The organism is Polaromonas sp. P1_F2, assembly GCF_056405735.1.
The window spans coordinates 1-26,482 of the sequence record NZ_JBFUBN010000017.1 but is presented as its reverse complement, the minus strand read 5'-3'; the positions used below and the strand labels follow the sequence as shown (position 1 = coordinate 26,482).

The following is a 26,482-nucleotide window of genomic DNA, read 5'->3' as shown; positions in this document are numbered from 1 at the left end:
TCCCCCGCTGGGGGAGGGTTGGGGTGGGGGCTGGACGGCGCTTGCATCCTGGCTTCCCCTCGCGAAGGAGCGTGCCGCTTACTTGGCTTTGCCTGGGTCTTTGACGTCCTTGATCACGTCAAATTCCACGTTGTAAAGCTGGCCGTCCTTCTTCTCGACCTTGCGCAGGTAGACGTCCTGCACGATGTCGCGCGTCTGCGCGTCGATGAAGATCTTGCCGCGCGGGCTTTCAAACAGCTGGCCCTTCATGGCCGCGAGCAGCGCGTCGCCGCCGCCCTGGCCCTTGCTGGTTTTGAGCGCTTCGTAAATCACCCGCATGCCGTCATAGCCGCCCACGGCCATGAAGTTGGGTCGCAGGCCCTTGTTGGCCTTGGAAAAAGCTTCCACGAACTTTTTGTTCATGGCCGAGGGATGCGCCGCCGAGTAGTGGTGCGAGGTCACCACGCCCAGTGCGCCGTCGCCCATGTCGTTGAGCTGGTCGTCGTCCGTCACGTCGCCGGTGGCGATCAGCCGTATGCCGGCCTTGTCCAGGCCGCGCTCGAGGAACTGCTTCATCACCGCGGCGCCCGCGCCGGAAGGCACAAAGACGAACAGCGCGTCGGGCTTGTTGTCCCGCACCTTCTGCAGGAATGGCGCGAAGTCGGGGTTGCGCAGCGGCACGCGCAGCGCGTCGGTCACCTGGCCGCCGTTGAAGGTCAGGCGGTCCTTGAAGAATTTTTCGGCGTCGATGCCGGGGCCGTAGTCGGACACCAGCGTGACCACCGTCTTGATCCCGTTCTTGGGCGCCCAGTCGGCCAGCGCGACCGAGACCTGCGGCAAGGTGAAGCTGGTGCGCACGATGTAGGGCGAGGACTGCGTGATGCTGGAGGTCGCCGCCGCCATCACCACCATGGGTGTCTTGGACTGCGTCGCTATGGGCGCGGTGGCCAGGGCCGAGGGCGTGATGCCGAAGCCCGCCAGCACGTTGACCTTGTCGTTGACCACCAGCTCCTGCGCCAGGCGGCGCGTGGTGTCCGGCAGCGAGGTGTCGTCCTTCACGATCAGCTGGATCTTCTTGCCCGCCACGGTGTCGCCGTTCTGCGCCATGTAAAGCCGCGCGGCCGCCTCGATCTGCCGACCGGTGGTGGCCTGCTGGCCCGTCATCGGCAGGATCAGGCCTATCTTGAAGGTGTTGTCCTGGGCCAGTGCGGAGGCGGCTGAGGCCAACGTGGCGACGGCAAGGGCTGCGGCGGTAAAGAGGCGTCTTTTCATGGGTTGTCTCCAGTGGTCGATTTTGAATTTATGAGGCGGGGTGTTGGCGCTAGTTTACTGAGCGTTCGTGATAAGCACCAATGTTCTGTATGCGAACTTTTGGGGTCTATGCACCCGCGGTGCGGGGGTGCTCAACGGTCGGGCCGGTAGGACGAGTCCAGCGTCACCGAGCCGACCACGCGTGAGACACAGGCGCACAGCCGCGTGTTCTGCTGCTTCTCGTGCTCGCTCAGAAAGACGTCGCGGTGGTCGATCTCGCCGTCCAGCGCGAGCACGTCCAGCGTGCACAAGCCGCATTCACCGCGCTTGCAATCGGACACCGCTTCCACGCCCGCCTGCTCCAGTGCGTCCAGCAGGCTGCAGCCGGGCGGCACGGTGATGTCCAGCGCGTGGCGCGGAATCAGCACCCTGAAGGCCTGCGGCGAAAAGCGCCCGCTGTTGCCGAAGGTCTCGTAACGCAGGTCGGTCGCCGGCCGGCCCGAGGCCTCCCAGGCGTGGCGCGCGGCGTCCAGCATGGGCACCGGGCCGCAGACATACATTTGCGCGCCCGGCGGCAGCGCCGCGATCTCGGCGGCGAAGTCGATGCGCGCGTCGACGGCTGCCCGCAACCGCCCGCCCAGGCAGGCCTGCAGCGTTTCGCCGTAAGCCAGTTCAGATTCGCTGCGCACGCCATACAGCATGCGCAGCGACCGGCCCGACTGCGCACAGCGGCCGGCCAGCGCCTGGGCCATGCCCAGCAGCGGCGTGATGCCTATGCCGCCGGCCACCAGCAGGTAGGCCGGCGCGTTGAAGTCCAGCGGGAAATGGTTGCGCGGCCCGCTGACCTGCAGGCGATCGCCGGCGGCCAGCCGCCACATCGCGCGCGAACCGCCGCGGCCATCGTCCAGCCGTTTCACAGCGATGCGCCATGCTTGCCCGTCAGGTTCGCCGACCAGCGAATAGGAGCGCAGTTCCGGCTTGCCGTCCACCAGCAACTGCACCTGCAGGTGGCTGCCGGGTTCGTGGCGCTGCACAGCGACCGCGTCACCCGCGGGCCGGATGCGGAACTCGCGCACGGTGGGCGTGAGGTCCTCAAAAGATTCAATGACCGCATCGGTCCAGCTGGCATTGGCTTTCATTATTTTTTCCGTATTAAACGCACGCCCGGCATCTGGTCCAGGTTGTGGCTGGCCACGGCGGCGCGCAGGTTGCGCTGGGCCAGGCGCGAATGCTCGCGCATGATGGCCTCGGCGCGTGAGCCCTCGCGCTGCTCGATGGCGTCCAGCACCTGGCGGTGCTGGTCCTGCGCCACGATCAGCATGTCGCGCGCGCGCGGCGAGTTGGCCTGCACCACCACGAATCCCGAGGCCGAGGCAAAGGGCAGGCTGGACACGCGGTCCAGCTCTTTGGCGATCACCTCGCTGCCCGCCATTTCGCTGAGCAGCGCGTGAAAGCGCTCGTTGAGCGCCACATAGCTTGAGAACGCCTCGTCGTTGAGGGCCGGCTGGCTCAGCACTTCGTCGATGCGGTTCAGGCATTCGCGCGCTTCGCCGAGTACCACGGTGGGCGCGCCGCGCTCGGCCGCCAGCCGCGCCGACAGTCCTTCAATGGTGCCGCGCAGCTCGATCGCCTCGGACACGTCGCGCTCCGAAAACGTGCGCACCGCGAAGCCGCCGTTGGGTAGCGATTCGAGCAGGCCCTCCTGCTCCAGCCGCATCAGCGCCGCGCGTATCGGCGTGCGCGAGACGCCCAGCTTTTCAACGATGGACAGCTCGGCGATGCGCGCGCCGCCGGGCAGCTCGCCGGCCAGGATCATTTCGCGCAGCTGCAGCTGCGCCCTCACCTGCGCGCTCTCCAGGCTGTTGGGGGCGGCTGAAGGGTTTGTCGTGGCCATGGGGATAATTTTTGTCATGGGGGTTCAGGCTGCGAGGCGTATCGGAATTACGGTCGCAGTCGGCGCTTCCTGCGCGATCAGCCGGTCTATCAGGCGCCGCGCCCACATGGAGCCGGCGTCGATGTTGAGGTTGTAGAACTGGTGGTCCGGATGTTCATCGATGGCGATTTGCTGGGCCTCGAGCACAAGTTCGTCTTCGCGGAAGATGCCGGCCACGCCCTCGCGCAGTTGATGCGTCAGGCGCTGCTCACCCAGGCAATAGTTGCGCGCAAAGGCCCAGAAGTAGTGGCAGCTGCCGTCGGTCTCGGGTGTCACCGTGTTCAGCACAAAACCGTTGACGCCCTTGCTGCGGTCGCCCGGTGCGCCGTCGTTGGGCGGCGCGCCCGATCCGGCCTCGGCCACGCCGACGTCGATGTTCACGGTGCAGGGTGCTTCGAATTTGATGATCTGCCAGCGGTCCACCTTGCCGGTGTAGCCGCGCGCATGTTCGATCTGCCCGGCCCAGAAAGGCGGTGCGTCTATGTTTTCCATCCAGCGCGTCACGGTGGCCGTGCGGTCGCCATGCGTTGCCACAAAGGGCGCCTCGGCCACGGCGCGCTGGCCTATGCTTGAGCCGTGCACAAAGGTCTCGTGGGTCAGGTCCATCAGGTTGTCCACCACGAGGCGGTAGTCGCACTTCACGGTGATCAGCTTGCCGTCGCCGGCCCATTCGGCGTCGTCGTTCCAGTGCATGTCGGGCACCAGCGCCGGGTCCGCCTTGGCCGGGTCGCCGGGCCAGACCCAGATGAAGCGGTGCTTTTCGACCACCGGGAAGGCGCGCACGCAGGCCGAGGGATTCAACGTTTCCTGGCTGGGCATATGGGTGCAGCGGCCCTGCGCGTTGTAGACCAGGCCGTGGTAGCCGCAGGTCACTTCGTCGCCGTCCAGCGTGCCCATGGACAGCGGCAGCAGCCGGTGCCAGCAGGCGTCCTCCAGCACGGCGACCTGGCCGTCGGTGCGGCGGAACATTACCAGCTTCTGCTTGCACACCGTGCGCGCCAGCAGCTTGCGGCCGAGCTCGACGTCATAGGCGGCGGCATACCAGGCGTTGAGCGGAAAAGTGGGTTTTTTGGCTTCCATGGATACGCAATGTATACATAAACCGCCAAAAATCCAAGAAAAATAGGGAAATTCAGGGTAAATACCGAATCATTGTATTCAATGAGGGGCTTTTTAGCTGGAATACCATGAGGCCCTGTATCTGCAAACTATGGAGACTTTCCCATGAGCGCCAAACTACCCGCCCGCTACGACCACGTCGGCAGCTTTCTGCGTCCCCAGTACCTGCTCGAGGCCCGCGAGCAAAAAGCCAAGGGCCAGATCACGCCTGAACAACTGCGCAAGGTCGAAGACCAGGCCATCACCGAGATCGTGAAGTTCCAGGAAGACGTGGGCCTTAAAAGCATCACCGACGGCGAATTCCGCCGCACTTATTTCCACATCGATTTCCTCGAACAGATCGGCGGCGTGAAGACCGACATCCCGGTCACCATCCAGCGGCCCGACGGCAGCATGGAACTGGCGCCACCCGTGATGCGCGTCATCGACAAGGTGCGCCACGTCAAGGACATCCAGCTCGCCGACTTCCAGTACCTCAAAAGCCAGGTCAGTGCCGGCAACACGCCCAAGGTCACGATCCCCTCGCCCACCATGCTGCACTTTCGCGGCGGCCGCGCCGGCATCAGCAAGGAGGCCTATCCCGAGCTCGACCCGGCCTTTTACGACGACGTGGCCAAGGCTTACGGCGACGAGTTGCGCAGCCTGGCCGCGGCCGGCTGCACCTATGTGCAGATGGACGACACCAACCTGGCCTACCTCTGCGACGAAAAAATGCGCGAAGCGGCGCGCCAGCGCGGCGACGACCCCAACGAGCTGCCGCACCGCTACGCCAAGTTCATCAACAAGGTGGTGGCGCAAAAGCCCGCCGGCATGACCCTGGCCATGCACCTGTGCCGCGGCAACTTCAAGAGCACCCACGCCGCGGCCGGCAATTACGAGCCGGTGGCCGAGGCGCTGCTCAAGGAAATGGACCTGGACGCCTACTTCCTCGAATACGACGACAGCCGCAGCGGTGACTTCAAACCGCTGCGCTACCTGCCCAAGGGCAAGACCGTGGTGCTGGGCCTGGTCACCACCAAGTTCGGCGAGATGGAAAGCAAGGACGACCTGAAGCGCCGCATCGAAGATGCCGCGAAATACGCGCCGCTGGAGCAGCTCGCGCTGTCACCGCAGTGCGGCTTCAGCAGCACGGTGCACGGCAACAACATTGCCGTCGAAGCGCAGCGCAACAAGCTGCGCCTGGTGGTAGAGACCGCCCGCGAAGTCTGGGGCTCCTGAGCCGCCCACAAACCCCTCCTGGCGTTGTTGCGCCGCCTTGCCGTGCCAGGGCCTGTGAGCCCTGTGTTTGCAAATGCGAATGGGGTGAAAACGGCGCCAATCAAGGCGCGCGACGAATCCCAGACCGGGAGTCTGGGTGAGGAGCGCAACGCTGAGTGGCGTCGTTTTCACCCCATTCCCTCCGGGTTGCGATCAAAAAGGCCTTGCGCGGCGTTGCAAAGCCTTGACGGGGTCTACCCCGCCTGCGTTTTGCGCCTTGCTCAAGGCCTTTTTGACTCGCAACGCATCTTGCAAACACAGGGCTCACAGGCCCTTAGCACTGTCTGCGGCGTCGCGCCTAGCCAGGATCGCTTCGCTGGGCTTTGTGAGCGGCTCAGCTCTTAGGCGCTAGGCGCGGGCCGTGGACAAGCCCGCCTGCGCCTTCGCAGGCGTGGCCGCGCGCTGGCCGCCCCAGCGCTGCCAGGCTTTTTCGTGGAAGAAAAAGGCAAAAGCCTGCACGGTCGGCTCGAGCAGGCTCAGCGTGATCGCCAGCAGGAAGTTGCCGGTCACCGCATAGGCCACCAGCGCCGCCACCGTCACGTGCACCACGTAATAGCTGGCGGTTTTCTTCAAGGTGGGCAGGTTGGCGCGTACCAATTTGCTCATCAGCTTCTCCTTCAAATAGCTAAAAGCGATTGATTCCTATCCAATGGTAGGGATTGCCTAAGCTTCAGGCCAATTGATTCGGCCTAAGCGATCCATAGGGCCGCGAGCCGTAAATAGCGCACACGGCCGCTTTTTTACAAATTGCAACATTTAAGGGAGGCCTCTTACGCTTGTAGCGCTTGGCATCAAAAAAGTGTGAAAAAACAAACAGATACGAGCTAAACCTGCGTCCCGAACGGGGAAAGCGTTGGACAGAATGAATGCAAAAGGCTACAACCGGATTGCAACACTTTGTTGCATTCTGGCTTGAAAGGTCTGTCCTTGCTCCGTCCTCCTGTTCTGGTGCTCCGGCCTCTGGCCTGGGCTGTACTGGCTGCCGTCGCCGCCGGGAGCGCGCCTGCGTTCGCCCAGGTGCGGCCGGATGCCGGCACCTTGCTGGAGTCGCCAGGCCCGCTGCCCCTGCTGCCGCCCCGCGGCGGCCCGCCGGTGGAACTGCGCCAACCCCAGCCGGCGGCGCCCGCTGCCGGCACCGCCCGCATCACACCGGCCGCCTTCAGCTTTACCGGCAACACGGTGTTTTCCGGCGAACTGCTGGCAGCGCTGCTCGCGTCCCGCCTGCAGCAACCCACCAACCTCGCCGGCCTGACCGACGCGGCCAACACCATCAGCGCCTACTATCGGCAAAAAGGCTACCTGCTCACACAGGCCTACCTGCCCGAGCAGGCTTTCCCCGTTGAGGGCGGCACCGTCACCATCGCCGTGCTGGAAGCGCGGGTAGGCCGTGTCACGGTGCGGGTCGACGGCACGGGCATTTCACAGTCCTTTGCCGAAGCCCTGGTGGCCGGCCAGCTGAAGCCGGGCGATGCCGTCACCGATTACGCGCTCGACAAGCCCGTGCTGCTGCTGCGCGACCTGGCCGGCTACGATGCCGCCGCGACCGTCCAGCCCGGCGCGAACCCGGGCCAGGCCGACGTGCTGGTCACCGTGCAGGCCAAGGGCCCGCGCTTCGATGGCTCCGTGAGCGTCGACAACCACGGCGCGCGCGCCGCCGGCGCCGTACGCGCCGCACTCAACGCCAATGTCAACAACCTGCTGGGACGCGGCGACGTGCTCGCCCTGAGCGCGCAGCAAAACGACCAGGCCGGCTCGGCCCTGTACCGCATCGGCTACACCGTGCCGGTGGGCGCGCAGGGCACGCGGCTGGGCCTGAGCCTGGCGCGGCTGGATTACGCGCTGGGCAAGCAGTTCCAGGCGCTGGGCGCCAGCGGCCGGGCGGACATCGCCGGCATCAGCGTTTCCCAGCCCCTGCTGCGCGGGCGCGGCACCAACCTCTACGGCTTCGTCAGCGCAGAGCAAAAAAAGCTGGTCGACGAGACCCGCACGCCGGCGCTCGCCAGCAAGCGCGACATCAGCGCGCTCAGGCTCGGTCTGGCCGGCAACTTCATTGACGATGCGGCGGGCGGCAGCGGCCTGAACAGCTACGCCGTCAACCTCACCTTCGGCCGCCTGGCGCTCTCCGCGGCCGACCTGGCGTTCGACGACGGCCTGGGCGGCCTGCGCACCGCCGGCGGCTTCAGCAAGCTGAACCTGGAATTCCAGCGCTCCCAGCTCTTTGACGCGCCCTACAGCTTTCACCTCGCGGCGCAGGCCCAGCTTGCATCCAAAAACCTCAGTTCGGCCGAAAAAATGGTGCTCGGCGGGCCCAACGGCGTGCGCGGCTATCCGGTGGGCGAAGGCGTGGGCGACGCCGGTTTCCTGCTGAACCTGGAGTCGCGTTACCAGTTCCCGCAGGCGCCCTGGGGCGAGCCGCTGACCTTGCTGGCCTTTTACGACTTCGGCCGCGTGCGCTTCAACCAGAACGGCGCCACCGTGCCCGGCAATAGCAACACCTTGAGCCTGGGCTCCTTCGGCGTGGGCGCCACGCTGGGCCGGCCCGGCAAGTTCCTCATCAAAACCTACCTGGCCTGGCGCACCACGCCGGCACAGCCCTCCACCGGTGACCCCGACCGCGCGCCGCGCGCCTGGCTGTCGGCCCAGACCTGGTTCTAGTTAGCCCTTAGCTCCGAATGCCCACCATGACCACCACCTCCAATTCCCACGCCGCTTACCGCCCCTGGTCCGTGCGCACGGTGGTGGTCCGCCTCTCGCGCAAGCTCTCGGCCACCTACCGCATCCGCAGCGGCCGCCGCCTTTCGCAGTTGCTTGCGACGCTGCTGGCGGCGGTGTCGCCCTGGGCCACCGCCCTGCCCGAAGGCGCGCAGGTGGTGGCCGGCCAGGCCAGCGTCAGCACACCCTCGGCCAATGCCATGGTGGTCAACCAGGCCAGCGACAAGGCCGTGCTCAACTGGCAAAGCTTCAACATCGGCGCCGGCCAGTCCATGCAGTTCGTGCAGCCCGGCGCCGCCTCCGTCGCGCTGAACCGCGTCATCGGCAACGGTGCCTCGTCCATCTTCGGCTCGCTGAGCGCCAACGGCCAGGTCTTCCTGGTCAATCCCTCGGGCGTGATGTTCGCGCCCGGCGCCCAGGTCAATGTGGGCGGCCTGGTCGCCTCCAGCCTGGACATCAGCAACGGCGACTTCATGGCCGGCCGCTACAACTTCAGCGGCAGCGGCACGGGCGCCGTCAGCAACCACGGCAGCATCACCGTCGCGCGGGGCGGCTACGTGCTGCTGGCCGCGCCCCAGGTCAGCAACACCGGCGCCATCAGCGCCGAAGCCGGCTCGGTCGGCCTGCTCGCGGGCTCGCGTGTGTCGGTCGACACCTCGGGTGTGGGCCTGGTGAGTTTCTCGGTGGACGCCGCGGCCGCGCAGGCAGCGATCGACAACAGCGGCAGCATCACGGCTTCGGGCGGCCAGGTCGCCGTGCTGGCCAGCGCCATGGGCGACGCGATGGCGACCGTCATCAACCAGTCGGGCATCATCCGCGCCAACTCGGCGGTGGAGCGCAACGGCACCATCGTGCTGAGCGGTGGCGCCACGGGCATCGTGAACGTCAGCGGGGAGTTGAGCGCGGCCGGCACCGCGGCGGGGCAGACGGGCGGCACGGTCAAGGTGCTGGGCGACAAGGTCGCGCTGACCGGCGGCGCGTTGATCGACGTTTCCGGTGAAGCCGGCGGAGGCACGGCGCTGATTGGCGGTGACTACCAGGGCCTCAATGCGGCCGTGCAGAACGCCAACCGCAGCTACATAGGCGCCGACGCCAGCATCAAGGCCGATGCCCTCGGCAGCGGCAACGGCGGCAAGGTCATCGTCTGGGCGGATGACGTCACACAGTTCCACGGCAGCATCACGGCCAGGGGCGGAGCGCAAGGCGGTGACGGCGGCTTTGTTGAAACCAGCGGCAAGGCGGTTCTGCAGGCGCTGGGCAGCGTCGACGCCTCGGCGCAGAACGGGGCGGCGGGGCAATGGCTGCTCGATCCGAACAACATCACGATTCAAACCACGGGGCCCAACACCAACGTCTCGGCAACGCCCAATTTCACCAGCACGAACGACGCCGCCATCGTGACCACGGCGAGCATCCAGACGGCCTTGAACGGCGGGACCTCCGTCAACGTCACGACCGCAAGCGCCGGCACCAACGGCCAGGCCGGTGACATCAGCGTCAACAATGCCATCGCCAAGACGGCCGGCGGTGCAGCGACCTTGACCCTCAATGCCTCCAACAACATCACCTTCGGCGTGGGTGCGAATGTCACCTCCACCGTTGGCGCCCTTGGCGTCACGCTCAACGCGGCCGGCGCGATCACTTCGCCAGCAAATTTCAGCCTCAATGGGGGCACGCTGAATTACAACGCCGCCGGCAACGTCACACAATCGGGGCTTGTCCAGGGGACAACAGCGGTCGTGAAAAATGGCGCGGGCACCTTGACCCTGTCGGGCGCGAACACCTACAGCGGCGGCACGACGGTCAAGGCGGGAACCCTGTCGGGCACGACCAGCGCCACCGCCTTCGGCACCGGCGCGATCACGCTGGGCGACAGCAGCGGCAGCGCCAATACAACACTCAACGGCGGCTTTGCCGGCACGCACAGCAACGCGATCAGCGTGGCGGCCGGCAACACCGGTGTGGCCAGCATCACCTCCAGCGCCGTCAGTACCTTTAGCGGCGTGGTCACACTCAACAGCCACGACTTGCGGCTCGCGTCGGCGGCCAGCAACCTCACCTTGCTCGGTTCGGTCACGGGCACGGGCAACCTGGCACTCAACACCACGGGAGCCGGAGCCGTCGGGCTGGCAGGCGCGGGAACATTGAACAACACCGGCACTGTGACCAACAGCGGCACGGGTGCGGGCGGCGGCATCATCAACAGGGTCATCGGCACCAATGTCACAGGCATCGTGCAGAACAGCGCCACCTCGCAATTGACCCTATCGGGTGCGAACACCTACAGCAGCGGTACGACGGTCAAGGCGGGAACAGTGTCCGGCACCGTGGCGTCCGCCTTCGGCACGGGCGCGATCACGCTGGGCGACAGCAGCGGCAGCGCCAACACCACGCTCAATGGCGGCTTTGCCGGCACGCATACCAATGCGATCAACGTGGCGGCGGGTAACACCGGCACGGCCAGCATCACCTCCAGCGCCAACAGCACCTTCAGCGGCGCGGTCACACTCAGCAGCCACGACCTCAGGCTGGCCCCGGCCGGCGGTAATACCCTCACCTTGAGCGGAGGTGTCACGGGTACCGGCAACCTGGCACTCAATACCACGGGAAGCGGAACGATCACGCTGTCGGGTGCCAGTGGGGTGAACAACATTGGCACGATCAGCAACACCGGCACCGGCAGCGGTGCGGCGGCCATCAGCGCAGCCGTGGGCGCCAACGTCACAGCCATTACAGAGGCCAGCGCCACTTCGGCACTCACCGTCAGCGGCGCACTCACCGTCAATAGCGGCGGCACGACCCTGACCAACAGCAATACAGGCGGCCCGGCGCTCACGGTTTCGGGCGGCGTAAGTGGTGCAGGCGACCTGGTGCTTAACAACAACAGCACAGGCGGCGCCATCATGTTGTCGAGCGCCGCCGTCAACAACAGCGGCACGATCACCAATAGCGGCACAGGTACAGGCACTGTCTTTATCAGTGCGGCGGTGGGCGCCAACGTCACGGCCATCACCGAAAACAGCGCCACTTCGGCCTTGTTCGTCAACGGCGCGGTCACCGTCAATGGCGCGGGCACGACATTCACGAACAACAATGCCAGCGGTAGCGCGCTGCTCACGGTCGGGGGCGCGGTGAGCGGAACCGGCAACCTGGTGCTCAACAACAACAGCGCGATCGCCAACGGCATTACGCTGTCAGCCGGCGGAACCTTGAACAACACCGGCACGGTCACCAATGCCGGCACGGGTGCAGGCGCAACGAGCATCAGCAGGGCGATCGGCACCAACGTGACCGGCGTCGTGCAGAACAGCGCCACCTCGCAGCTCACGCTCGCGGGCTCAAACACCTACAGCAGCGGTACAAGCATCAAGGCGGGCACGGCCACCGCCGTCACGGGGGCCTCGTTCGGCACCGGCGCGATCACGCTGGGCGACAGCACCGGCAGCGCCGACGCCACGCTTAACGTCGGCGCTGCCGTTGCGTACTCCAACGCCATCAACGTGGCGGCCGGCAATACCGGCGTGGCCAGCGTCACCTCCAGCGCCAGCAGCGGCAACAGCACCTTCAACGGCGCCGTCACGCTCAACAACCATGACCTGAGGCTCGCGCCGGCCGCCAGCAACCTCATCTTGACCGGTGCGGTCACAGGCACCGGCAACCTGGCACTCAACACGACGGGAGCCGGAACCATCACGCTGTCGAGCGCCGGGGCGCTGAACAACACCGGTACCGTGACCAACAGCGGAACGGGCGCCGGTGCAACGACGATCAGCGCGGCGGTGGGTTCCAACGTCACGGCCATTACCGAAAACAGTGCCACCTCGGCACTCACCGTCAGCGGCGCACTTACCGTCAACGGCGCGGGCACAACGCTGACCAACAGCAACGCCAGCGGCACCTCGGTGCTCGCCGTCACAGGCGCGGTGGGCGGCACCGGCAACCTGGTGCTCAACAACAACAGCGCGATTGCCAACGGCATCACGCTGTCGGGCGCCGCGATATTGAACAACACGGGCACGGTCAGCAACACCGGAATCGGCACCGGCACGACCGTCATCAGCAAGGTCATCAGCACCGGCGTGACCGGCGTAGTGCAAAACAGCGCCACTTCACAGCTGACGCTTTCCGGCGCGAATACCTACACCAGCGGCACGGTGATCAAGGCCGGCACGACATCGGGCACCGTGGCGGCAGCCTTCGGCACGGGCGCAATCACGCTGGGCGACAGCGCGGGCAGCGCCAACGCGATGCTCAACGGCGGCGGTGCCGTGACGCACAGCAACGCGGTCAACGTGGCGGCGGGCAACACCGGCGTGGCCAGCATCACCTCCAGCGCGAACAGCGTCTTCAGCGGCGCGGTCACGCTCAACAACCACGACCTGCAGCTCGCGTCGGCAACCAGCACCCTCACCCTGAGCGGCGGCGTCACGGGTACGGGCAACCTGGCACTCAGCACAACCGGAGCCGGGACAATCACGCTCTCGGGCGCCAGTGCGGTGAACAACAGCGGCACCATCAGCAACACCGGAACGGGTGCCGGTGCAACGACGATCAGCGCGGCGGTGGGTTCCAACGTCACGGCCATTACCGAAAACAGTGCCACCTCGGCACTCACCGTCAGCGGCGCACTTACCGTCAATGGCGCTGGCACGACCCTGACCAACAGCAACGCCAGCGGTACCAGGCTGCTCACGGTCTCCGGGGGCGTGAACGGCACCGGCAACCTGGTGCTCAACAACAACAGCGCGATTGCCAACGGCATCATGCTGTCGGGTACGGCGGCCAACAACGCCGGCACGATTACCAACGGCGGAACCGGCGCCGGTGCAACGCTGATCAGCAACGTCATCGGCACCAACGTCACAGGCGTGGTGCAGAACAGCGCCAGCTCGCAGCTGACGTTGTCGGGCATCAACACCTACAGCAGCGGCACGACCATCAAAGCCGGCACGGTATCGGGCACCGTGGCTGCCGCTTTCGGCACGGGCGCAATCACGCTGGGCGACAGCAGCGGAAGCGCCAACGCGACGCTCAACGGCGGCGGCGCCGTGACGCACACCAACGCGATCAACGTGGCGGCCGGCAATACCGGCATAGCCAGCATCACCTCCAGCGCCAACAGCATCTTCAACGGCGCCATCACCCTCAACAACCATGACCTGATGCTCGCGCCGGCGGCCAGCCCCCTCACCTTGACCGGTGCGATTACGGGCACCGGCAACCTGAACACCTCGGGGGGCGGAACCGTCAACCTGTCGGGCGCCGGAACATTGAACATTACCGGCACGGTGACCAACAGCGGCACGGGAACGGGCGGCACCGTCATCAACAAGGTGATTGGCACCAACGTCACGGGCGTCGTGCAGAACAGCGCCACTTCGCTGCTGACCCTGAACGGTGCGAACACCTACAGCGGCGGCACGACGATCAAGGCCGGCACGGTATCAGGCCTCGTGGCGGCCGCCTTCGGCACCGGTGTGATCACGCTGGGCGACAGCAGCGGCAGCGCCAACGCCACGCTCAACGGCGGCGGCGCCGTGACGCACGCCAACGCGATCAACGTGGCGGCGGGCAACACCGGCGTGGCCAGCATCACCTCCAGCGCCAACAGCACCTTCAGCGGCGCCGTCACGCTCAACAACCATGACCTGATGCTCGCGCCGGCGGCCAGTACCCTCACTTTGACCGGTGCGGTTACGGGCACCGGCAACCTGGCACTCAACACCACGGGCGCCGGCGCCATCACGCTGTCGGGTGCCGGAACATTGAACAACACCGGCACGCTGACCAACAGCGGCACGGGCACGGGCGGCAGTACCATCAGCAAAGTGATAGGCAGCAACGTCACGGGCGTGGTGCAGAACAGCGGCACCTCGCAGCTGACGCTTTCCGGTGCGAACACCTACAGCGGCGGAACGGCGATCAAGGCCGGCACGGTGTCGGGAACCGTGGCGGCCGCCTTCAGCACCGGCGCCATCACGCTCGGCGACAGCAGCGGCAGCGCCAACACCACGCTCAGCGGCGGCGCTGCGCACACCAACGCGATCAATGTGGCCTCCGGCAACACCGGCGTGGCCAGCATCACCTCCAGCGCGGCAAGCACCTTCAGTGGCGCGGTCACGCTCAACAACCACGCCTTGCGGCTGGCCCCGGCGGGCAGCAACCTCACCCTGAGCGGCGGCATCACCGGCACCGGCAACCTTGCGCTGAATTCAACCGGTACCGGCGCGGTCACGCTATCGACCGCCGGCGTCAATAACGTTGGCACGATCAGCAACACAGGCACCGGCACGGGCGCCACCGCCATCAGTGCGGTAATAGGCAGCAACGTCACTGGCGTGGTGCAAAACAGCGCCACCTCACAGCTGACCCTGTCGGGCGCCAACACCTACAGTGGCGGTACGACGATCAAGGCCGGCACGGTGTCAGGAACCGTGGCGGCCGCCTTCGGCACGGGCGCGATCACGCTGGGCGACATCAGCGGCAGCGCCAACACCACGCTCAGCGGCGGCGCTGCGCACACCAACGCGGTCAACGTGGCCGCCGGTAACACCGGCGTGGCCAGCATCACCGCCAGCGCGGCAAGCACCTTCAGCGGCGCCGTCACACTCAACAACCATGATCTGAGGCTTGCTCCGGTGGCCGGCAACCTCACCTTGAGCGGTGCCGTCGCAGGCGCCGGCAACCTGGCACTCAACACGACGGGAGCCGGAACCATCACGCTGTCGGGCGCCGGGGCATTGAACAACGTCGGGACCGTGACCAATAGCGGCACGGGCACGGGCGGCAGCACCATCAGCAAGGTGATAGGCACCGGCGTGACCGGCGTGGTGCAAAACAGCGCCACCTCGCAGCTGACGCTGTCCGGCGTGAACACCTATACGGGAGCCACCGCCGTCAACGCCGGCACACTGAGGCTCGGCGTTGCCAATGCGATCGGCGCCGCGTCGGCCGTCAACGTCCTGTCCGGTGCCACGCTCGACTTCAACAGCTTCAGCGATACCGTCGCCTCGGTGTCGAGCGCGGGCCTGGTCGCCTTTGGTACAGGCAACACGCTGACCACCAGCGGCGCGCAGATCTACACCGGCCAGGTGACCGGAAACAACGTCAAGCTGGCCAGCAACGGCGGCGGGGCGATCACCGCCAGCAACACATCGAACAACTTTACCGGCAACCTTACCATCCTGACGGCCGGGGCGGCCAGTGTCGTCAACGCCGGCGCCCTGGCCCTTGGTCAGGTGTCTGCAGACAGCCTGAGCGCGCGGGCGCTCGGTGGCAATCTCACGCTCAACAACTTCATCAGCACAAGCGGCAGCGGCGACGCCATTGTGCTGACGACGAGCGGCAACTTCATCAACAACGTGGGCGCCGGGGCGCTGGCGACGCCGTCCGGGCGCTGGCTGGTCTATTCGACCAGTCCCGTCTCGGATGTCAAAGGTGGGCTGACCGCCGCGTTCAAGCAGTACAACGCAACGTATGGCAGCGCCCTCCTGGGCACCGGCAACGGCTTTGTCCATTCCGTGGCGCCAACCATTTCCGCCGGACTCACCGGAACGGTGAGCAAGGTGTATGACGGGACCGCAAGCGCCACGCTGGCGGCCGGCAACTTCACCAGTTCCGGGGCCATCGACGGCGACGTGATCACCCTTAACAACCCGGCTGCCGGCAGCTACGACAACAAGAACGCCGGCACAGGCAAGACGGTCAGCGTATCCGGCGTTACCACCACCGCTTCCAATGGCGCCACCACGGTGTACGGCTACCAGGTGTCGGGCGGCGGTACCCTCACCGGCAACATCGGCACCGTCACGGCACGCAGCCTGACGGTCAGTGCCGCCGGGACCAACAAGGTTTACGACGGCAACGCCACCGCCGGCGTGACCTTGGCAGACAACCGCGTCGCGGGCGACGTGCTGACCGCCAGCAACACGGCCGCCAGCTTCATCGACAAGAACGCCGGCACGGGCAAGACGGTGAACGTCAGCGGCATCGCCATTACCGGCACCGACGCCGGCAATTACTCGGTCAACACCACGGCGGCCACCACGGCCAACATCACCCAGCGTGCCCTCACGGTCAGCGCCACCGGGACCAACAAAGTTTACGACGGCAACACCACCGCCGGCGTGACCTTGGCCGACAACCGCGTCGCGGGCGACGTGCTGACCGCCAGCAACACGGCCGCCAGCTTCATCGACAAGAATGCCGGCACCGGCAAGACAGTGAACGTCAGCGGCATCGGCATTGCCGGCACCGACGCCGGCAATTACTCGGTCAACACCACGGCGGCCACCACGGCCGACATCACGCAGCGGGCCCTCACGGTCAGCGCCACCGGGACCAACAAGGTTTACGACGGCAACACCACCGCCGGCGTGACCTTGGCCGACAACCGCGTCGCGGGCGACGTGCTGACCGCCAGCAACACGGCCGCCAGCTTCATCGACAAGAACGCCGGCACCGGCAAGACCGTGAACGTCAGCGGCATCGCCGTCGCCGGCACTGACGCCGGCAATTACTCGGTCAACACCACGGCGGCCACCACGGCCGACATCACGCAGCGGGCCCTCACGGTCAGCGCCACGGGAAGCAACAAGGTCTACGACGGCAACACCACCGCCGGTGTGACCCTGGCGGACAACCGCGTCGCCGGCGATGTGCTGACGGCCACCAACACGGCGGCCAGCTTTGGCGACAAAAACGTCGGCACCGGCAAGACAGTGAACGTCAGCGGCATCGGCATTACCGGCACTGACGCCGGCAATTACTCGGTCAACACCACGGCGGCCACCACGGCCGACATCACGCAACGCGCCCTCACCGTCAGCGCCACCGGCCAGAACCGGGTGTATGACGGCGGCACCATCGCCACAGTGACGCTCCTCGATAACCGGGTTGCCGGTGACGTGCTCACCGCCAGCAACACGGCGGCCAGCTTTGGCGACAAGAACGTCGGTACCGGCAAGGCCGTCAGCGTCAGCGGCATTGGTATCAGCGGCACCGACGCCGGCAACTACACGGTCAACAGCACGGCAGCCACTACCGCCAACATCACACAGCGCGCCCTCACGGTCAGCGCTGCCGGGAGCAACAAGGTCTACGACGGCGGTACGACGGCCGGCGTGACCCTGGCCGACAACCGGGTCGCCGGTGATGTGCTCACCGCCAGCAACACGGCCGCCAGCTTCGCTGACAAAAACGTTGGTACCGGTAAGACAGTAAACGTCAGCGGCATCGGCATTGCCGGCACTGACGCCGGCAATTACTCGGTCAACAGCACGGCGGCCACCACGGCCAACATTACCCAGCGCGCCCTCACGGTCAGCGCCACGGGAAGCAACAAGGTCTACGACGGCGGCACCACCGCCGGCGTGACCCTGGCCGACAACCGCGTCGCGGGCGATGTGCTGACGGCCAGCAACACGGCGGCCAGCTTTGGCGACAAGAACGTGGGCACCGGCAAGGCCGTCAGCGTCAGCGGCATCGCCCTCACCGGCACTGACGCCGGCAACTACAGCGTCAACACCACCGCCGCCACCACGGCCGACATCACGCAGCGCGCCCTCACGGTCAGCGCCGCCGGCCAGAACCGGGTTTACGACGGCGGCACCGTTGCCACCGTCACCTTGTCCGACAACCGTGTTGCGGGTGATGTGCTCAGCGCCAGCAACACCGCTGCCAGCTTTGCCGACAAGAACGTGGGTACCGGCAAGGCCGTCAGCGTCAGCGGCATCGGCATCACCGGCACCGATGCCGGCAACTACAGCGTGAACACCACGGCGGCCACCACCGCCAACATCACACAGCGCGCCCTCACGGTCAGTGCCACGGGAAGCAACAAGGTCTACGACGGCGGTACGACGGCCGGCGTGACCCTGGCGGACAACCGGGTCGCCGGCGATGTGCTCACCGCCAGCAACACGGCCGCGAACTTCGCCGACAAGAACGTCGGTACCGGCAAGGCCGTCAGCGTCAGCGGCATCGGCATCAGCGGCACCGACGCCGGCAACTACAGCGTCAACACCACGGCGGCCACCACGGCCAACATCACGCAGCGCGCGCTCACGGTCAATGCCACGGGAAACAACAAGGTCTACGACGGCGGCACCGCCGCCGGCGTGACCCTGACGGACAACCGCGTCGCGGGCGACGTGCTCAGCGCCAGCAATACCGCTGCCAGCTTCGCCGACAAGAATGTGGGCATCGGCAAGGCTGTGAGCGTGGCCGGCATCGCCATCACCGGCACCGATGCCGGCAACTACAGCGCCAACACCACGGCGGCGACCACCGCCGACATCACGCAGCGCGCCCTCACCGTTGGCGCCGCGGCACAAAACAAGGTGTACGACGGCGGCACGGCCGCGACGGTGACGCTCAACGACAACCGGGTTGCCGGCGACGTGCTCGCCGCCAGCAACACGTCGGCGGCCTTCACCGACAAGAATGCCGGCATCGGCAAGACGGTCAACGTCGGCGGCATCGCCATCACGGGCACCGACGCCGGTAATTACAGCGTCAACACCACGACCACCACCACGGCGACCATCACGCCGGCCTCCATCGCCAATGTCAGCGGCATCACCGCCGCCGACAAGGTGCAGGACGCCACCACGGCCGCCACGCTGGCGACCGGCGCCGCGGCCTTTACCGGCCGCATAGGCGCGGACGCGCTGACGGTGGGCGCCGCGACCGGCAACTTCGACACACCCGCCGTCGGCACCGGCAAGCCCGTCAGCATCACCGGCATCACGCTGTCGGGTGCGGACGCCGGCAATTACGTGCTGCTCAACACCACGGCCGCCACCACGGCCAACATCACGCCGGCGCCGGCCAATATGGCCGAGCGGACCGGGGATTTGCGTGTTGTCAACGGCACCGCGCTGCCGGTGCTGGAAGCCGACGACCGGCGTGAACAGGCCTTCCGCCGTGCGGCCGGCATACGGAGCACGCAGGAACTGGCCGAGACGACGGAGGCACCGCCTTTCCGCCTGGCGGGCTTTCCTGAGACGCCCGACGCCGCCAATCCGGCGCAGGGCGACTGCACCGTCGGGGCCGGCATCGTGAATTGCCTGGCTGGCGTGCCGCAGGCGGGCCAGGGGCAGTAAGCGGCGGCCCCCGCCTGTCTGTGTTTGCGGACGACATTTAGCCGACCTGGTGACGTTTTCGCCGGGTATCATGTGGCCGACAACTCACTTCATAGCATAGGGGAGCGCGCCATGGCACTAATGGACTTCATCAAGAAACAGTTCATCGACATCATCCAGTGGACCGAGGACGGCGACGGCACATTGGCCTGGCGTTTCCCGATGGCCGACATGGAGATCCAGTACGGCGCCTCGCTCACCGTGCGCGAGTCGCAGATGGCGGTGTTCGTCAACGAGGGCAAGGTCGCCGACGTCTTCGGCCCCGGCATGCACAAGCTGACCACGCAGACCATCCCGGTCCTGACCTACCTCAAGAACTGGGACAAGCTGTTCGAATCGCCCTTCAAGAGCGACGTTTACTTCTTCAGCACGCGCCAGCAGATCGACCAGAAGTGGGGCACGCCCCAGCCCATCACCATTCGCGACAAAGACTTCGGCGCCGTTCGCCTGCGCGCCTTCGGTAACTACAACTTCCGCATCGCCGACCCCAAGCTTTTCCACACCGAAATCTCGGGCACGCGCGAGCGCTACAGCACGGCCGACCTCGACGGCCAGCTGCGCGGCCTGGTGCTGCAGAATATTTCCAACGCCATCGCCTCCAGTGAAATCGCCTTCCTGGACCTGGCCGCCAACCAGCTGGCCTTCGCGCAGGCGCTGGTCACGCAGCTCACCCCCGAGTTCGCCAAGATAGGCCTCAAGCTCGAGGGCATGACGGTGCAGAACGTCTCACTGCCCGAAGAGCTGCAGAAAATCCTGGACCAGAAAATCGGCATGGGCATGGTCGGCAACGACATGGGCAAGTTCATGCAGTACCAGACGGCGCAGGCGATTCCAAAGTTCGCCGAGGGCGTAGGCGGTGGCGGCGGCATTGCCGGCGACGCCATGGGCCTGGGCGCCGGCGTGGCGCTGGGCCAGGTGCTGGCGCAAAACCTGCAGCAAGGCCTGCAGGGCAATCCTGCGCAGGCCGCCGCGGCGGCTGCCGCCGCCGTCAAGCCCGACGACGTGATGGCCACGCTTGAGAAGCTCGGCGAACTCAAGGCCAAGGGCATCCTCACGCAGGAAGAGTTCGACGCCAAGAAGGCCGAGCTGCTCAAGAAGCTGGTCTGATGCCGGCCCCGCCGCGCATCGTTCACTGACCGCCCACCTTGGCATCCGAGCCCCAGCAACGCGCCTACCGCGCGCCGTGTCCCGGCTGCGGCGCGCCCGTTGAATTTCGCAGCGCGCAGTCCACGCACGCGGTTTGCGGCTATTGCCAGAGCACGGTCGTGCGCGACGGCGACACGCTGTCGCGCATCGGCAAGATGGCCGAGCTGTTCAATGACTTCAGCCCGCTGCAATTGCAGGCCTCGGGGGTCTGGCAGGGCCGTAACTTCACGCTGGTCGGCCGCCTGCAATACCGGTACGCGCAAGGCACCTGGACCGAGTGGTACGCCGTGCTGGACGACGGCAAGCCGGCCTTCCTGAGCGAAGACAACGGCGCTTACGTTTTCAGCCTGCCCACCAGCCTGAAGCGCGAGGTGCCGCCGGCCCAGAGCTTCCGCGTCGGCGCCACCACCGCCATCAACGCCAAGCCCTTCAGCGTGGCCTCGAACGAGGGCGTGTCGCTGCTGTCGGCCCAGGGCGAGCTGCCGCGCCTGCCGGCACTGGGCGCGCCTTTTGTCATGGTGGAACTGCGCAGCGCCGACGGCGATGTGCTCAGCATCGACTACGGCACGGTGGCCGGCGGCGGGGCGCCCGCGCTGTCGCTGGGCCGTGCCGTGCTGCTGGACGAGCTCAAGCTCAGCGGCCTGAAAGACGAATCCGCCAAGGACGAAAAAGGCAAGCAGTTCAGCTGCCCCAACTGCGGCGCGCCGGTCGAGGTCACGCTGGCCGGCAGCAAAAGCATCACCTGCCGCTCCTGCAACAGCATCATCGACCTCACGCAGGGGACGGGCGCCGCGCTCAAACATGCGATCCAGGACGAACCCGTCAGCCCGCTGATCGCGCTGGGGACTGTCGGCCAGCTGTCGGGCGCGCAATGGCAGGTCGTGGGTTTCCAGCACCGCATGGGCTACGAGGCCGACGACCCGGACGAGCATTTCGGCTGGGACGAATACCTGCTCTACAACCAGAAGCGCGGGTTTACGTTTCTGGTCGACGCCGAAGACGGCTGGAGCCTGGTCAAGCCGATCACCGGCGCGCCCATTTTCAAGCCCGGCGAAAACAGCGCCGTTTACCTCAAGACGAACTACCCGCTGCAAAGCAGCTACCAGGCCGAAACCAGCTATGTCGCCGGCGAGTTCTACTGGCAGGTCCAGCGCGGGCAAAAGACGTATAACCGGGACTTCCGCAGCGGCAGCGCCTTGCTGTCGCAGGAAGAAGCGCCCCATGAAATCACCTGGTCCAGCGGCAGCAAGCTGGACGGCGAACTGGTCGCCAAGGCCTTCAAGCTCGACGGCAAGAAGGATTTGTTCAAGCGCGAAGACGCCAAGCCGCTGAGCGGCGCCGCCGGCATGGGCTGCGGCACCATCATCGTGGTGGTGCTGCTGATTTTGCTGTTCCTCTTTCTGATAGGCCGCTGCTCAAGCTGCGACCCGAAGATTGAAAATTGTTCCTCCTCCAGCAGCTCGCGCAGTTCAGGCGGCTCGTTCGGCGGTTTTTCCGGCGGGGGCGGCCACAAATGACCGCCGCCTCTTTTTGTTTCTTCTGTTCAACCTGGCAGACTTTTTCTGGAGACCATCATGGGACTTGAATGGCTTAAACCCGCCGCTTTCCTCGGCTCTATCCTGTTCGCGCTGATCGGCGTGATCATCTTCTGGCTGAGTTTTGTCATCATCGACAAGATCACGCCTTACGACTTGTGGCTGGAAATTGTCGAGAAGCAGAATGTGGCGCTGGCGCTGGTCGTCGCTGCGATGGCGCTGGGCATTTGCATCATCGTAGCCGCCGCCATCCACGGCTAGTTCTTTCGGGGCTACTGCGCGGACCGGGGGCGGCGTTGGTCCGGTGCTCGGAATCCTCACGTACCTGAAGTACGCTCCGGTTCCTGTGCTCCGTCCGCCTTGCCCGCGGCCCGCTCGCTACGCCCTGGGCGCTGCCGTATTGCTAGCTCGCTTCGCATCGCGTTTCTCTCGTCATCTCCATCGGCATTTCTGTTTTGAACACTGAATCCTCCACCATCCCGACCCCGCGCCCTCTCGAAGTCGCGCTGCTGGCCAGCGTCTTTGTCGTGGCTGCGTGCGGGCTGGTGTATGAGCTGGCGGCGGGGGCTCTGGCTTCTTACCTGCTCGGTGATTCGGTGTTGCAGTTTTCCACCATCATCGGCAGCTACCTGTTCGCCATGGGCATCGGGTCCTGGCTGTCGCGGTTTTTCGAGCGGCAGCTGCCGGCCCATTTTTTGCGCATTGAGTTGATGGTGGCGCTGGTCGGTGGGGCCTTGCCGGCCGTGCTGTTCCTGGCGAATGCTTATGTCCCCGGCGCGTTCCGCTTTCTGCTGTATGCCATGGTGCTGCTGGTCGGCACGCTGGTGGGGCTGGAGATTCCGCTGGTGATGCGCATCCTGCGGCGCAACGTCGCGCTCAAGGAACTGGTCTCGCAGGTGCTGACCTTCGACTACCTGGGCGCGTTGGCCGTGTCGCTGGCGTTTCCCCTGGTGCTGGTGCCGCAGCTGGGCCTGATTCGCACCGGCATGCTGTTTGGCCTCATGAACGCGGCCGTCGCACTGTGGGCGCTGTGGCTGTTCCGCCATGAGCTGCGGCACGTCAGGGCGCACGCCATGGCCTGCCTGGCGGTGTTGTGCGCACTGGGCGCCGGCTTTGTGGGCGCGAACCAGATCACCACGCTGGCCGAAGACCATTTTTACCAGGACCGCGTGGTCTTCACCGCCACCACGCCTTACCAGCGCATCGTGGTGACCAACGGCCGCGGCGGCCACCGGCTGTTCCTCAACGGCAACCTGCAGTTCGCCGAGCGCGACGAATACCGTTACCACGAAGCGCTGGTGCACCCGGTGATGAGCGCGCACGGCGCCCCCAAAAAAATCGCCGTGCTGGGCGGCGGCGACGGCATGGCGGTGCGCGAGATCCTCAAGTACCCCGGCGTGGAAAGCATCACGCTGGTCGAGCTGGACCCGGCCATGACCGATCTCTTCAGCCAGCAGCCGGCCTTGAAGCGCCTCAACGGCGACGCACTGCTGTCGCCCAAGGTGAAGGTGGTGAATGCCGACGCCTTCCAGTGGCTGGACAAGAGCGCGGATATGTTCGACATCATCGTGGTCGACTTCCCCGACCCCACCAATTTTTCGATCGGCAAGCTTTACACCAACTCGTTCTACGCGCTGCTCGACAGCCACCTTTCGGCCAGCGGCTATGCGGTGATCCAGACCACCTCGCCGCTGGTGGCGCGCCGCAGCTTCTGGACGGTGGTGAGCACGCTGGAAGCCGTGGGCCTGAAGACCGCGCCTTACCATGCCAATGTGCCCAGCTTCGGCGAATGGGGTTTTGTGGTCGCCAGCCGCCGGCCTTTCAGCCCCGCGACACAAGCCGGCGCCCTGCCCTCCGGCCTGCGTTTTCTGGATCCTCAAACCCTGCCGCTGCTGTTCGATTTCCCGGTCGACATGGCGCGCGTGCCGGCGCCCGTCAACCGGCTCTCCAACCAGGAGCTGGTGCACAGCTACGAGCAGGAATGGGGCAAGGTGCTGCGGTGAATCCGTATTCTGGGTTTCACTCCCTCCCCCTCTGGGGGAGGGCAGGGGTGGGGGCTGGCGGCCGTGTTGGTGCACGCAGCCCCCATCCCAGCCTTCCCCCAGCGGGGGAAGGAGCCGGAGGAACGGCGCGGTGTTTCGGGTTTAACTCCCTCTCCCCCTGGGAGAGGGCAGGGGCTGAGCGCTGCGGCTCCAGATGCGCCTGCGCGCATCTGGACAGCGCGAAGAGGCCCAGGCTCAGCCGGGGCTGCGGTCTGCAAGACAGGGCCGACGGCGTCACCATCGCCGCAGGCCCCCATCCCAACCTTCCCCCAGCGGGGGAAGGAGCAAGAGCATGAAGCGGCGTGATTTTTTGGCAGCGTCCGCGTTGCCATTGGCGCTGGCCGGCTGCAAAGAGGCTCGGCACATCGACGGCGGCTTTATCGGCGTGAACCACGAACGCGGCCACACGCTGCGCCCGTCCGCCGCCGGCGAAACGCGCTCATGGCCCGCCCCGTCCGTCACCCGTCGCACCCGCGTGTTGATTGCCGGCGGCGGTGTCGCCGGCCTGGCGGCGGCGCGCGCGCTGCGTCTGCGCGGCATGAATGATTTCGCGATGCTGGAACTTGAGGACAGCGCCGGCGGCAACAGCCGCGGCGGCGTGGTCGGCGGCCTGCCTTGTCCGCTGGGCGCGCACTACCTGCCGGTACCCGGCGACGGTGCACGCGAGGTGCAGGATTTTCTCGAAGAGCTGTCGCTGCGCCGGCGCGTGGCCGGCCGCTGGGAATATGACGAGCGCCACCTGTGCCACAGCCCGCAGGAGCGCCTCTTCATGAACGGCCAGTGGCAGGAGGGCCTGCTGCCCCAGCAGGACATGGACGCCGCGCTGCTGGCCGACTACCAGCGCTTTGCGCGGCTGGTGCGGCAGGCCGCGGAAGCCGCGCCCTTTTCGATTCCGCTTTCCGGCGTCGCACCGCCGCCGCATCGTGTGCTGGACAGCCTGAGCTTTGAAGCCTGGCTGGACCAGCAGCAGCTCACGCGCGCGCCGCTGCGCTGGTACCTCGACTACTGCTGCCGCGACGACTACGGCGCCGGCCTGGACACGGTCTCGGCCTGGGCAGGCATCCATTATTTCGCGAGCCGCCACGGCTTCCAGGCGCCCGGCGAGCCGCCTTCGGCCGAGCGCGACGCCGGCGTGCTGACCTGGCCCGAAGGCAACGGCTGGCTCACGCGGCAACTGGCCGCGCCGCTGGGCGAGCGCCTGCATACCGGCCGTGTGGTCGTCCGCGTCGCCGCGGGCCGGCACGGCGTGGAGATCGATGCCTTCAACGCGGCCACACAGGCCGTGGAACGCTGGCAGGCCGAGCACTGCATCGTCGCCCTGCCCTTGTTCATCGCCGCCCGCGTCGTGGAAAGCCCCCCGCCCGCGCTGCGCGAAGCCGCCGGCCAGCTGCGTTACGCCCCCTGGCTGGTCGCCAACCTGCACATTGATTCAGCCCTGCACGACCGGCCCGGCGCCGCGCCCAGCTGGGACAACGTGGTCTACGGCGACAACCCCGGCCTGGGGTACGTCGACGCCACGCATCAGAGCCTGCAGGCCGTACCCGGCGCGACGGTGCTGACTTACTACCGCGCCTTCGGCATTGGGGCGGCTGGTCGCAAGGCCCTGTATGAGCAACCCTGGACGCACTGGCGCGATAGCGTGCTGGCCGAACTCTCGGTGCCGCATCCCGACCTGCCCGGCAAGGTCACGCGCATGGAGGTTATGCGGTACGGGCATGCGATGAGTACGCCCGTGCCGGGTGTGCGCGGCAGTTCGGCACTGCGGGCCTTGCAAGCTGCTTTGCCTTTGCCTTGGCGGCGGCTGCATTTTGCGCATGGTGATTTATCTGGGTATTCGGTTTTTGAGGAGGCGTTTACTCAGGGGCATCGGCGAGGGATGTCCTTGGGATTGGCTTGAGGGGTTTCCGACGGGATGGTCTTCTCTTGGTTCTGCTGGCCGGGGTTGCCGGCAGCAAGTAACTTTCTTTTGCTTCGCCAAAAGAAAGTCACCAAAGAAAAGGCGACCCGCAGTCTGGGTCCCTACGCTTCGCTGCGGGCAACCTGCGGTGCTCGAGCCAAGCGGGGTCTGGCTAAACTCGCTACGCTGCGCTTCGCTCAAACAACGCCAGCCCTGATCCGCTTGTCTCTGCGCTCCTCGGCCCAGCCAGGACGGGGCAATCGGGAACGGGGACAGAAGACAAATACCAAAGAACAAACCAAGACAAACAAGGACTCGCCACGGCGAGTCCTTGTTTCTTCAGGTATTCAGTATTTGGATTTCTTCTCCCCGCTCCCACCCCTTGTGGATGCGCCGAGGAGCGCAGGGCCAGACGGATCAGGGATCGCGTTGTTTGAGCCGAAGGCGAGTTTAGCGAGACCCCGTCT

General features: G+C 66.2%; 13 protein-coding genes and 1 other RNA gene. 9 read left to right on the top strand and 5 right to left on the bottom strand.

Going from position 1 to position 26,482, the window contains the following annotated elements; genetic code table 11:
- Nucleotides 1-78: 78 nt before the first annotated feature.
- The 4 genes from AC1D0O_RS23635 to AC1D0O_RS23620 form a co-directional block, all read right to left on the bottom strand.
- Nucleotides 79-1,251 carry an ABC transporter substrate-binding protein gene (locus AC1D0O_RS23635; protein ID WP_477655924.1) on the bottom strand — a complete coding sequence of 391 codons (1,173 nt, stop codon included), beginning with the start codon at nucleotides 1,249-1,251 and terminating at the stop codon, nucleotides 79-81.
- A gap of 131 nt (nucleotides 1,252-1,382) precedes the next feature.
- Complete coding sequence (locus tag AC1D0O_RS23630; RefSeq protein WP_477655923.1) at nucleotides 1,383-2,369, bottom strand: PDR/VanB family oxidoreductase; 987 nt, start codon at nucleotides 2,367-2,369, stop codon at nucleotides 1,383-1,385.
- On the bottom strand, nucleotides 2,369-3,124 hold the full coding sequence (locus AC1D0O_RS23625; RefSeq protein ID WP_477655983.1) for a GntR family transcriptional regulator: 756 nt from the start codon (nucleotides 3,122-3,124) through the stop codon (nucleotides 2,369-2,371). Before AC1D0O_RS23625 ends, AC1D0O_RS23630 begins: the two co-directional genes overlap by 1 nt.
- A 24-nt stretch (nucleotides 3,125-3,148) precedes the next feature.
- Nucleotides 3,149-4,243: an aromatic ring-hydroxylating dioxygenase subunit alpha gene (locus tag AC1D0O_RS23620; protein ID WP_477655922.1), complete on the bottom strand. Its 1,095-nt coding sequence runs from the start codon at nucleotides 4,241-4,243 to the stop codon at nucleotides 3,149-3,151.
- Nucleotides 4,244-4,387: 144 nt separating this feature from the next.
- Between AC1D0O_RS23620 and AC1D0O_RS23615 the strand changes: the two genes are divergently transcribed.
- Nucleotides 4,388-5,500 carry a 5-methyltetrahydropteroyltriglutamate--homocysteine S-methyltransferase gene (locus tag AC1D0O_RS23615; protein WP_477655921.1) on the top strand — a complete coding sequence of 371 codons (1,113 nt, stop codon included), beginning with the start codon at nucleotides 4,388-4,390 and terminating at the stop codon, nucleotides 5,498-5,500.
- Nucleotides 5,501-5,887: 387 nt separating this feature from the next.
- Here AC1D0O_RS23615 and AC1D0O_RS23610 read toward each other — a convergent pair whose 3' ends face one another.
- Nucleotides 5,888-6,145, bottom strand: a complete 258-nt coding sequence (locus AC1D0O_RS23610; protein ID WP_477655920.1) for a DUF2061 domain-containing protein — start codon at nucleotides 6,143-6,145, stop codon at nucleotides 5,888-5,890.
- Between the two features lie 321 nt (nucleotides 6,146-6,466).
- On the opposite strand from AC1D0O_RS23610, the gene AC1D0O_RS23605 reads away from it, so the two are divergent.
- The 8 genes from AC1D0O_RS23605 (at nucleotide 6,467) to AC1D0O_RS23570 (ending at nucleotide 26,015) form a co-directional block, all read left to right on the top strand.
- Nucleotides 6,467-8,194: a ShlB/FhaC/HecB family hemolysin secretion/activation protein gene (locus tag AC1D0O_RS23605; RefSeq protein WP_477655919.1), complete on the top strand. Its 1,728-nt coding sequence runs from the start codon at nucleotides 6,467-6,469 to the stop codon at nucleotides 8,192-8,194.
- 26 nt (nucleotides 8,195-8,220) lie between these two features.
- Entirely contained in the window at nucleotides 8,221-19,356 is an 11,136-nt protein-coding gene (locus AC1D0O_RS23600) for a YDG domain-containing protein (protein ID WP_477655918.1), read from the top strand.
- A 111-nt stretch (nucleotides 19,357-19,467) separates the two neighbouring features.
- The gene (locus AC1D0O_RS23595) at nucleotides 19,468-20,502 is read left to right on the top strand and encodes an SPFH domain-containing protein (RefSeq protein ID WP_477655917.1); all 1,035 of its coding nucleotides are present in this window, start codon (nucleotides 19,468-19,470) and stop codon (nucleotides 20,500-20,502) included.
- A 38-nt stretch (nucleotides 20,503-20,540) separates the two neighbouring features.
- Entirely contained in the window at nucleotides 20,541-22,058 is a 1,518-nt protein-coding gene (locus tag AC1D0O_RS23590; RefSeq protein ID WP_477655916.1) for a DUF4178 domain-containing protein, read from the top strand.
- A 57-nt stretch (nucleotides 22,059-22,115) separates the two neighbouring features.
- Nucleotides 22,116-22,337 (top strand): DUF350 domain-containing protein, encoded by a 222-nt coding sequence (locus tag AC1D0O_RS23585; RefSeq protein WP_477655915.1) that lies wholly within the window; start codon nucleotides 22,116-22,118, stop codon nucleotides 22,335-22,337.
- A 58-nt stretch (nucleotides 22,338-22,395) separates the two neighbouring features.
- Nucleotides 22,396-22,470, top strand: a non-coding RNA gene (locus AC1D0O_RS23580) — sX9 sRNA.
- Nucleotides 22,471-22,531: 61 nt separating this feature from the next.
- Entirely contained in the window at nucleotides 22,532-24,079 is a 1,548-nt protein-coding gene (locus AC1D0O_RS23575) for a polyamine aminopropyltransferase (protein ID WP_477655914.1), read from the top strand.
- Between the two features lie 331 nt (nucleotides 24,080-24,410).
- Nucleotides 24,411-26,015 (top strand): NAD(P)-binding protein, encoded by a 1,605-nt coding sequence (locus AC1D0O_RS23570; protein ID WP_477655913.1) that lies wholly within the window; start codon nucleotides 24,411-24,413, stop codon nucleotides 26,013-26,015.
- Nucleotides 26,016-26,482: the final 467 nt, after the last annotated feature.

Bases quoted from the DNA above. Each gene is read 5' to 3' on its own strand.
- AC1D0O_RS23635 (WP_477655924.1), bottom strand. From the start codon at position 1,251: ATGAAAAGACGCCTCTTTACCGCCGCAGCCCTTGCCGTCGCCACGTTG.
- AC1D0O_RS23630 (WP_477655923.1), bottom strand. From the start codon at position 2,369: ATGAAAGCCAATGCCAGCTGGACCGATGCGGTCATTGAATCTTTTGAG.
- AC1D0O_RS23625 (WP_477655983.1), bottom strand. From the start codon at position 3,124: ATGGCCACGACAAACCCTTCAGCCGCCCCCAACAGCCTGGAGAGCGCG.
- AC1D0O_RS23620 (WP_477655922.1), bottom strand. From the start codon at position 4,243: ATGGAAGCCAAAAAACCCACTTTTCCGCTCAACGCCTGGTATGCCGCC.
- AC1D0O_RS23615 (WP_477655921.1), top strand. From the start codon at position 4,388: ATGAGCGCCAAACTACCCGCCCGCTACGACCACGTCGGCAGCTTTCTG.
- AC1D0O_RS23610 (WP_477655920.1), bottom strand. From the start codon at position 6,145: ATGAGCAAATTGGTACGCGCCAACCTGCCCACCTTGAAGAAAACCGCC.
- AC1D0O_RS23600 (WP_477655918.1), top strand. From the start codon at position 8,221: ATGACCACCACCTCCAATTCCCACGCCGCTTACCGCCCCTGGTCCGTG.
- AC1D0O_RS23595 (WP_477655917.1), top strand. From the start codon at position 19,468: ATGGCACTAATGGACTTCATCAAGAAACAGTTCATCGACATCATCCAG.
- AC1D0O_RS23585 (WP_477655915.1), top strand. From the start codon at position 22,116: ATGGGACTTGAATGGCTTAAACCCGCCGCTTTCCTCGGCTCTATCCTG.
- AC1D0O_RS23570 (WP_477655913.1), top strand. From the start codon at position 24,411: ATGAAGCGGCGTGATTTTTTGGCAGCGTCCGCGTTGCCATTGGCGCTG.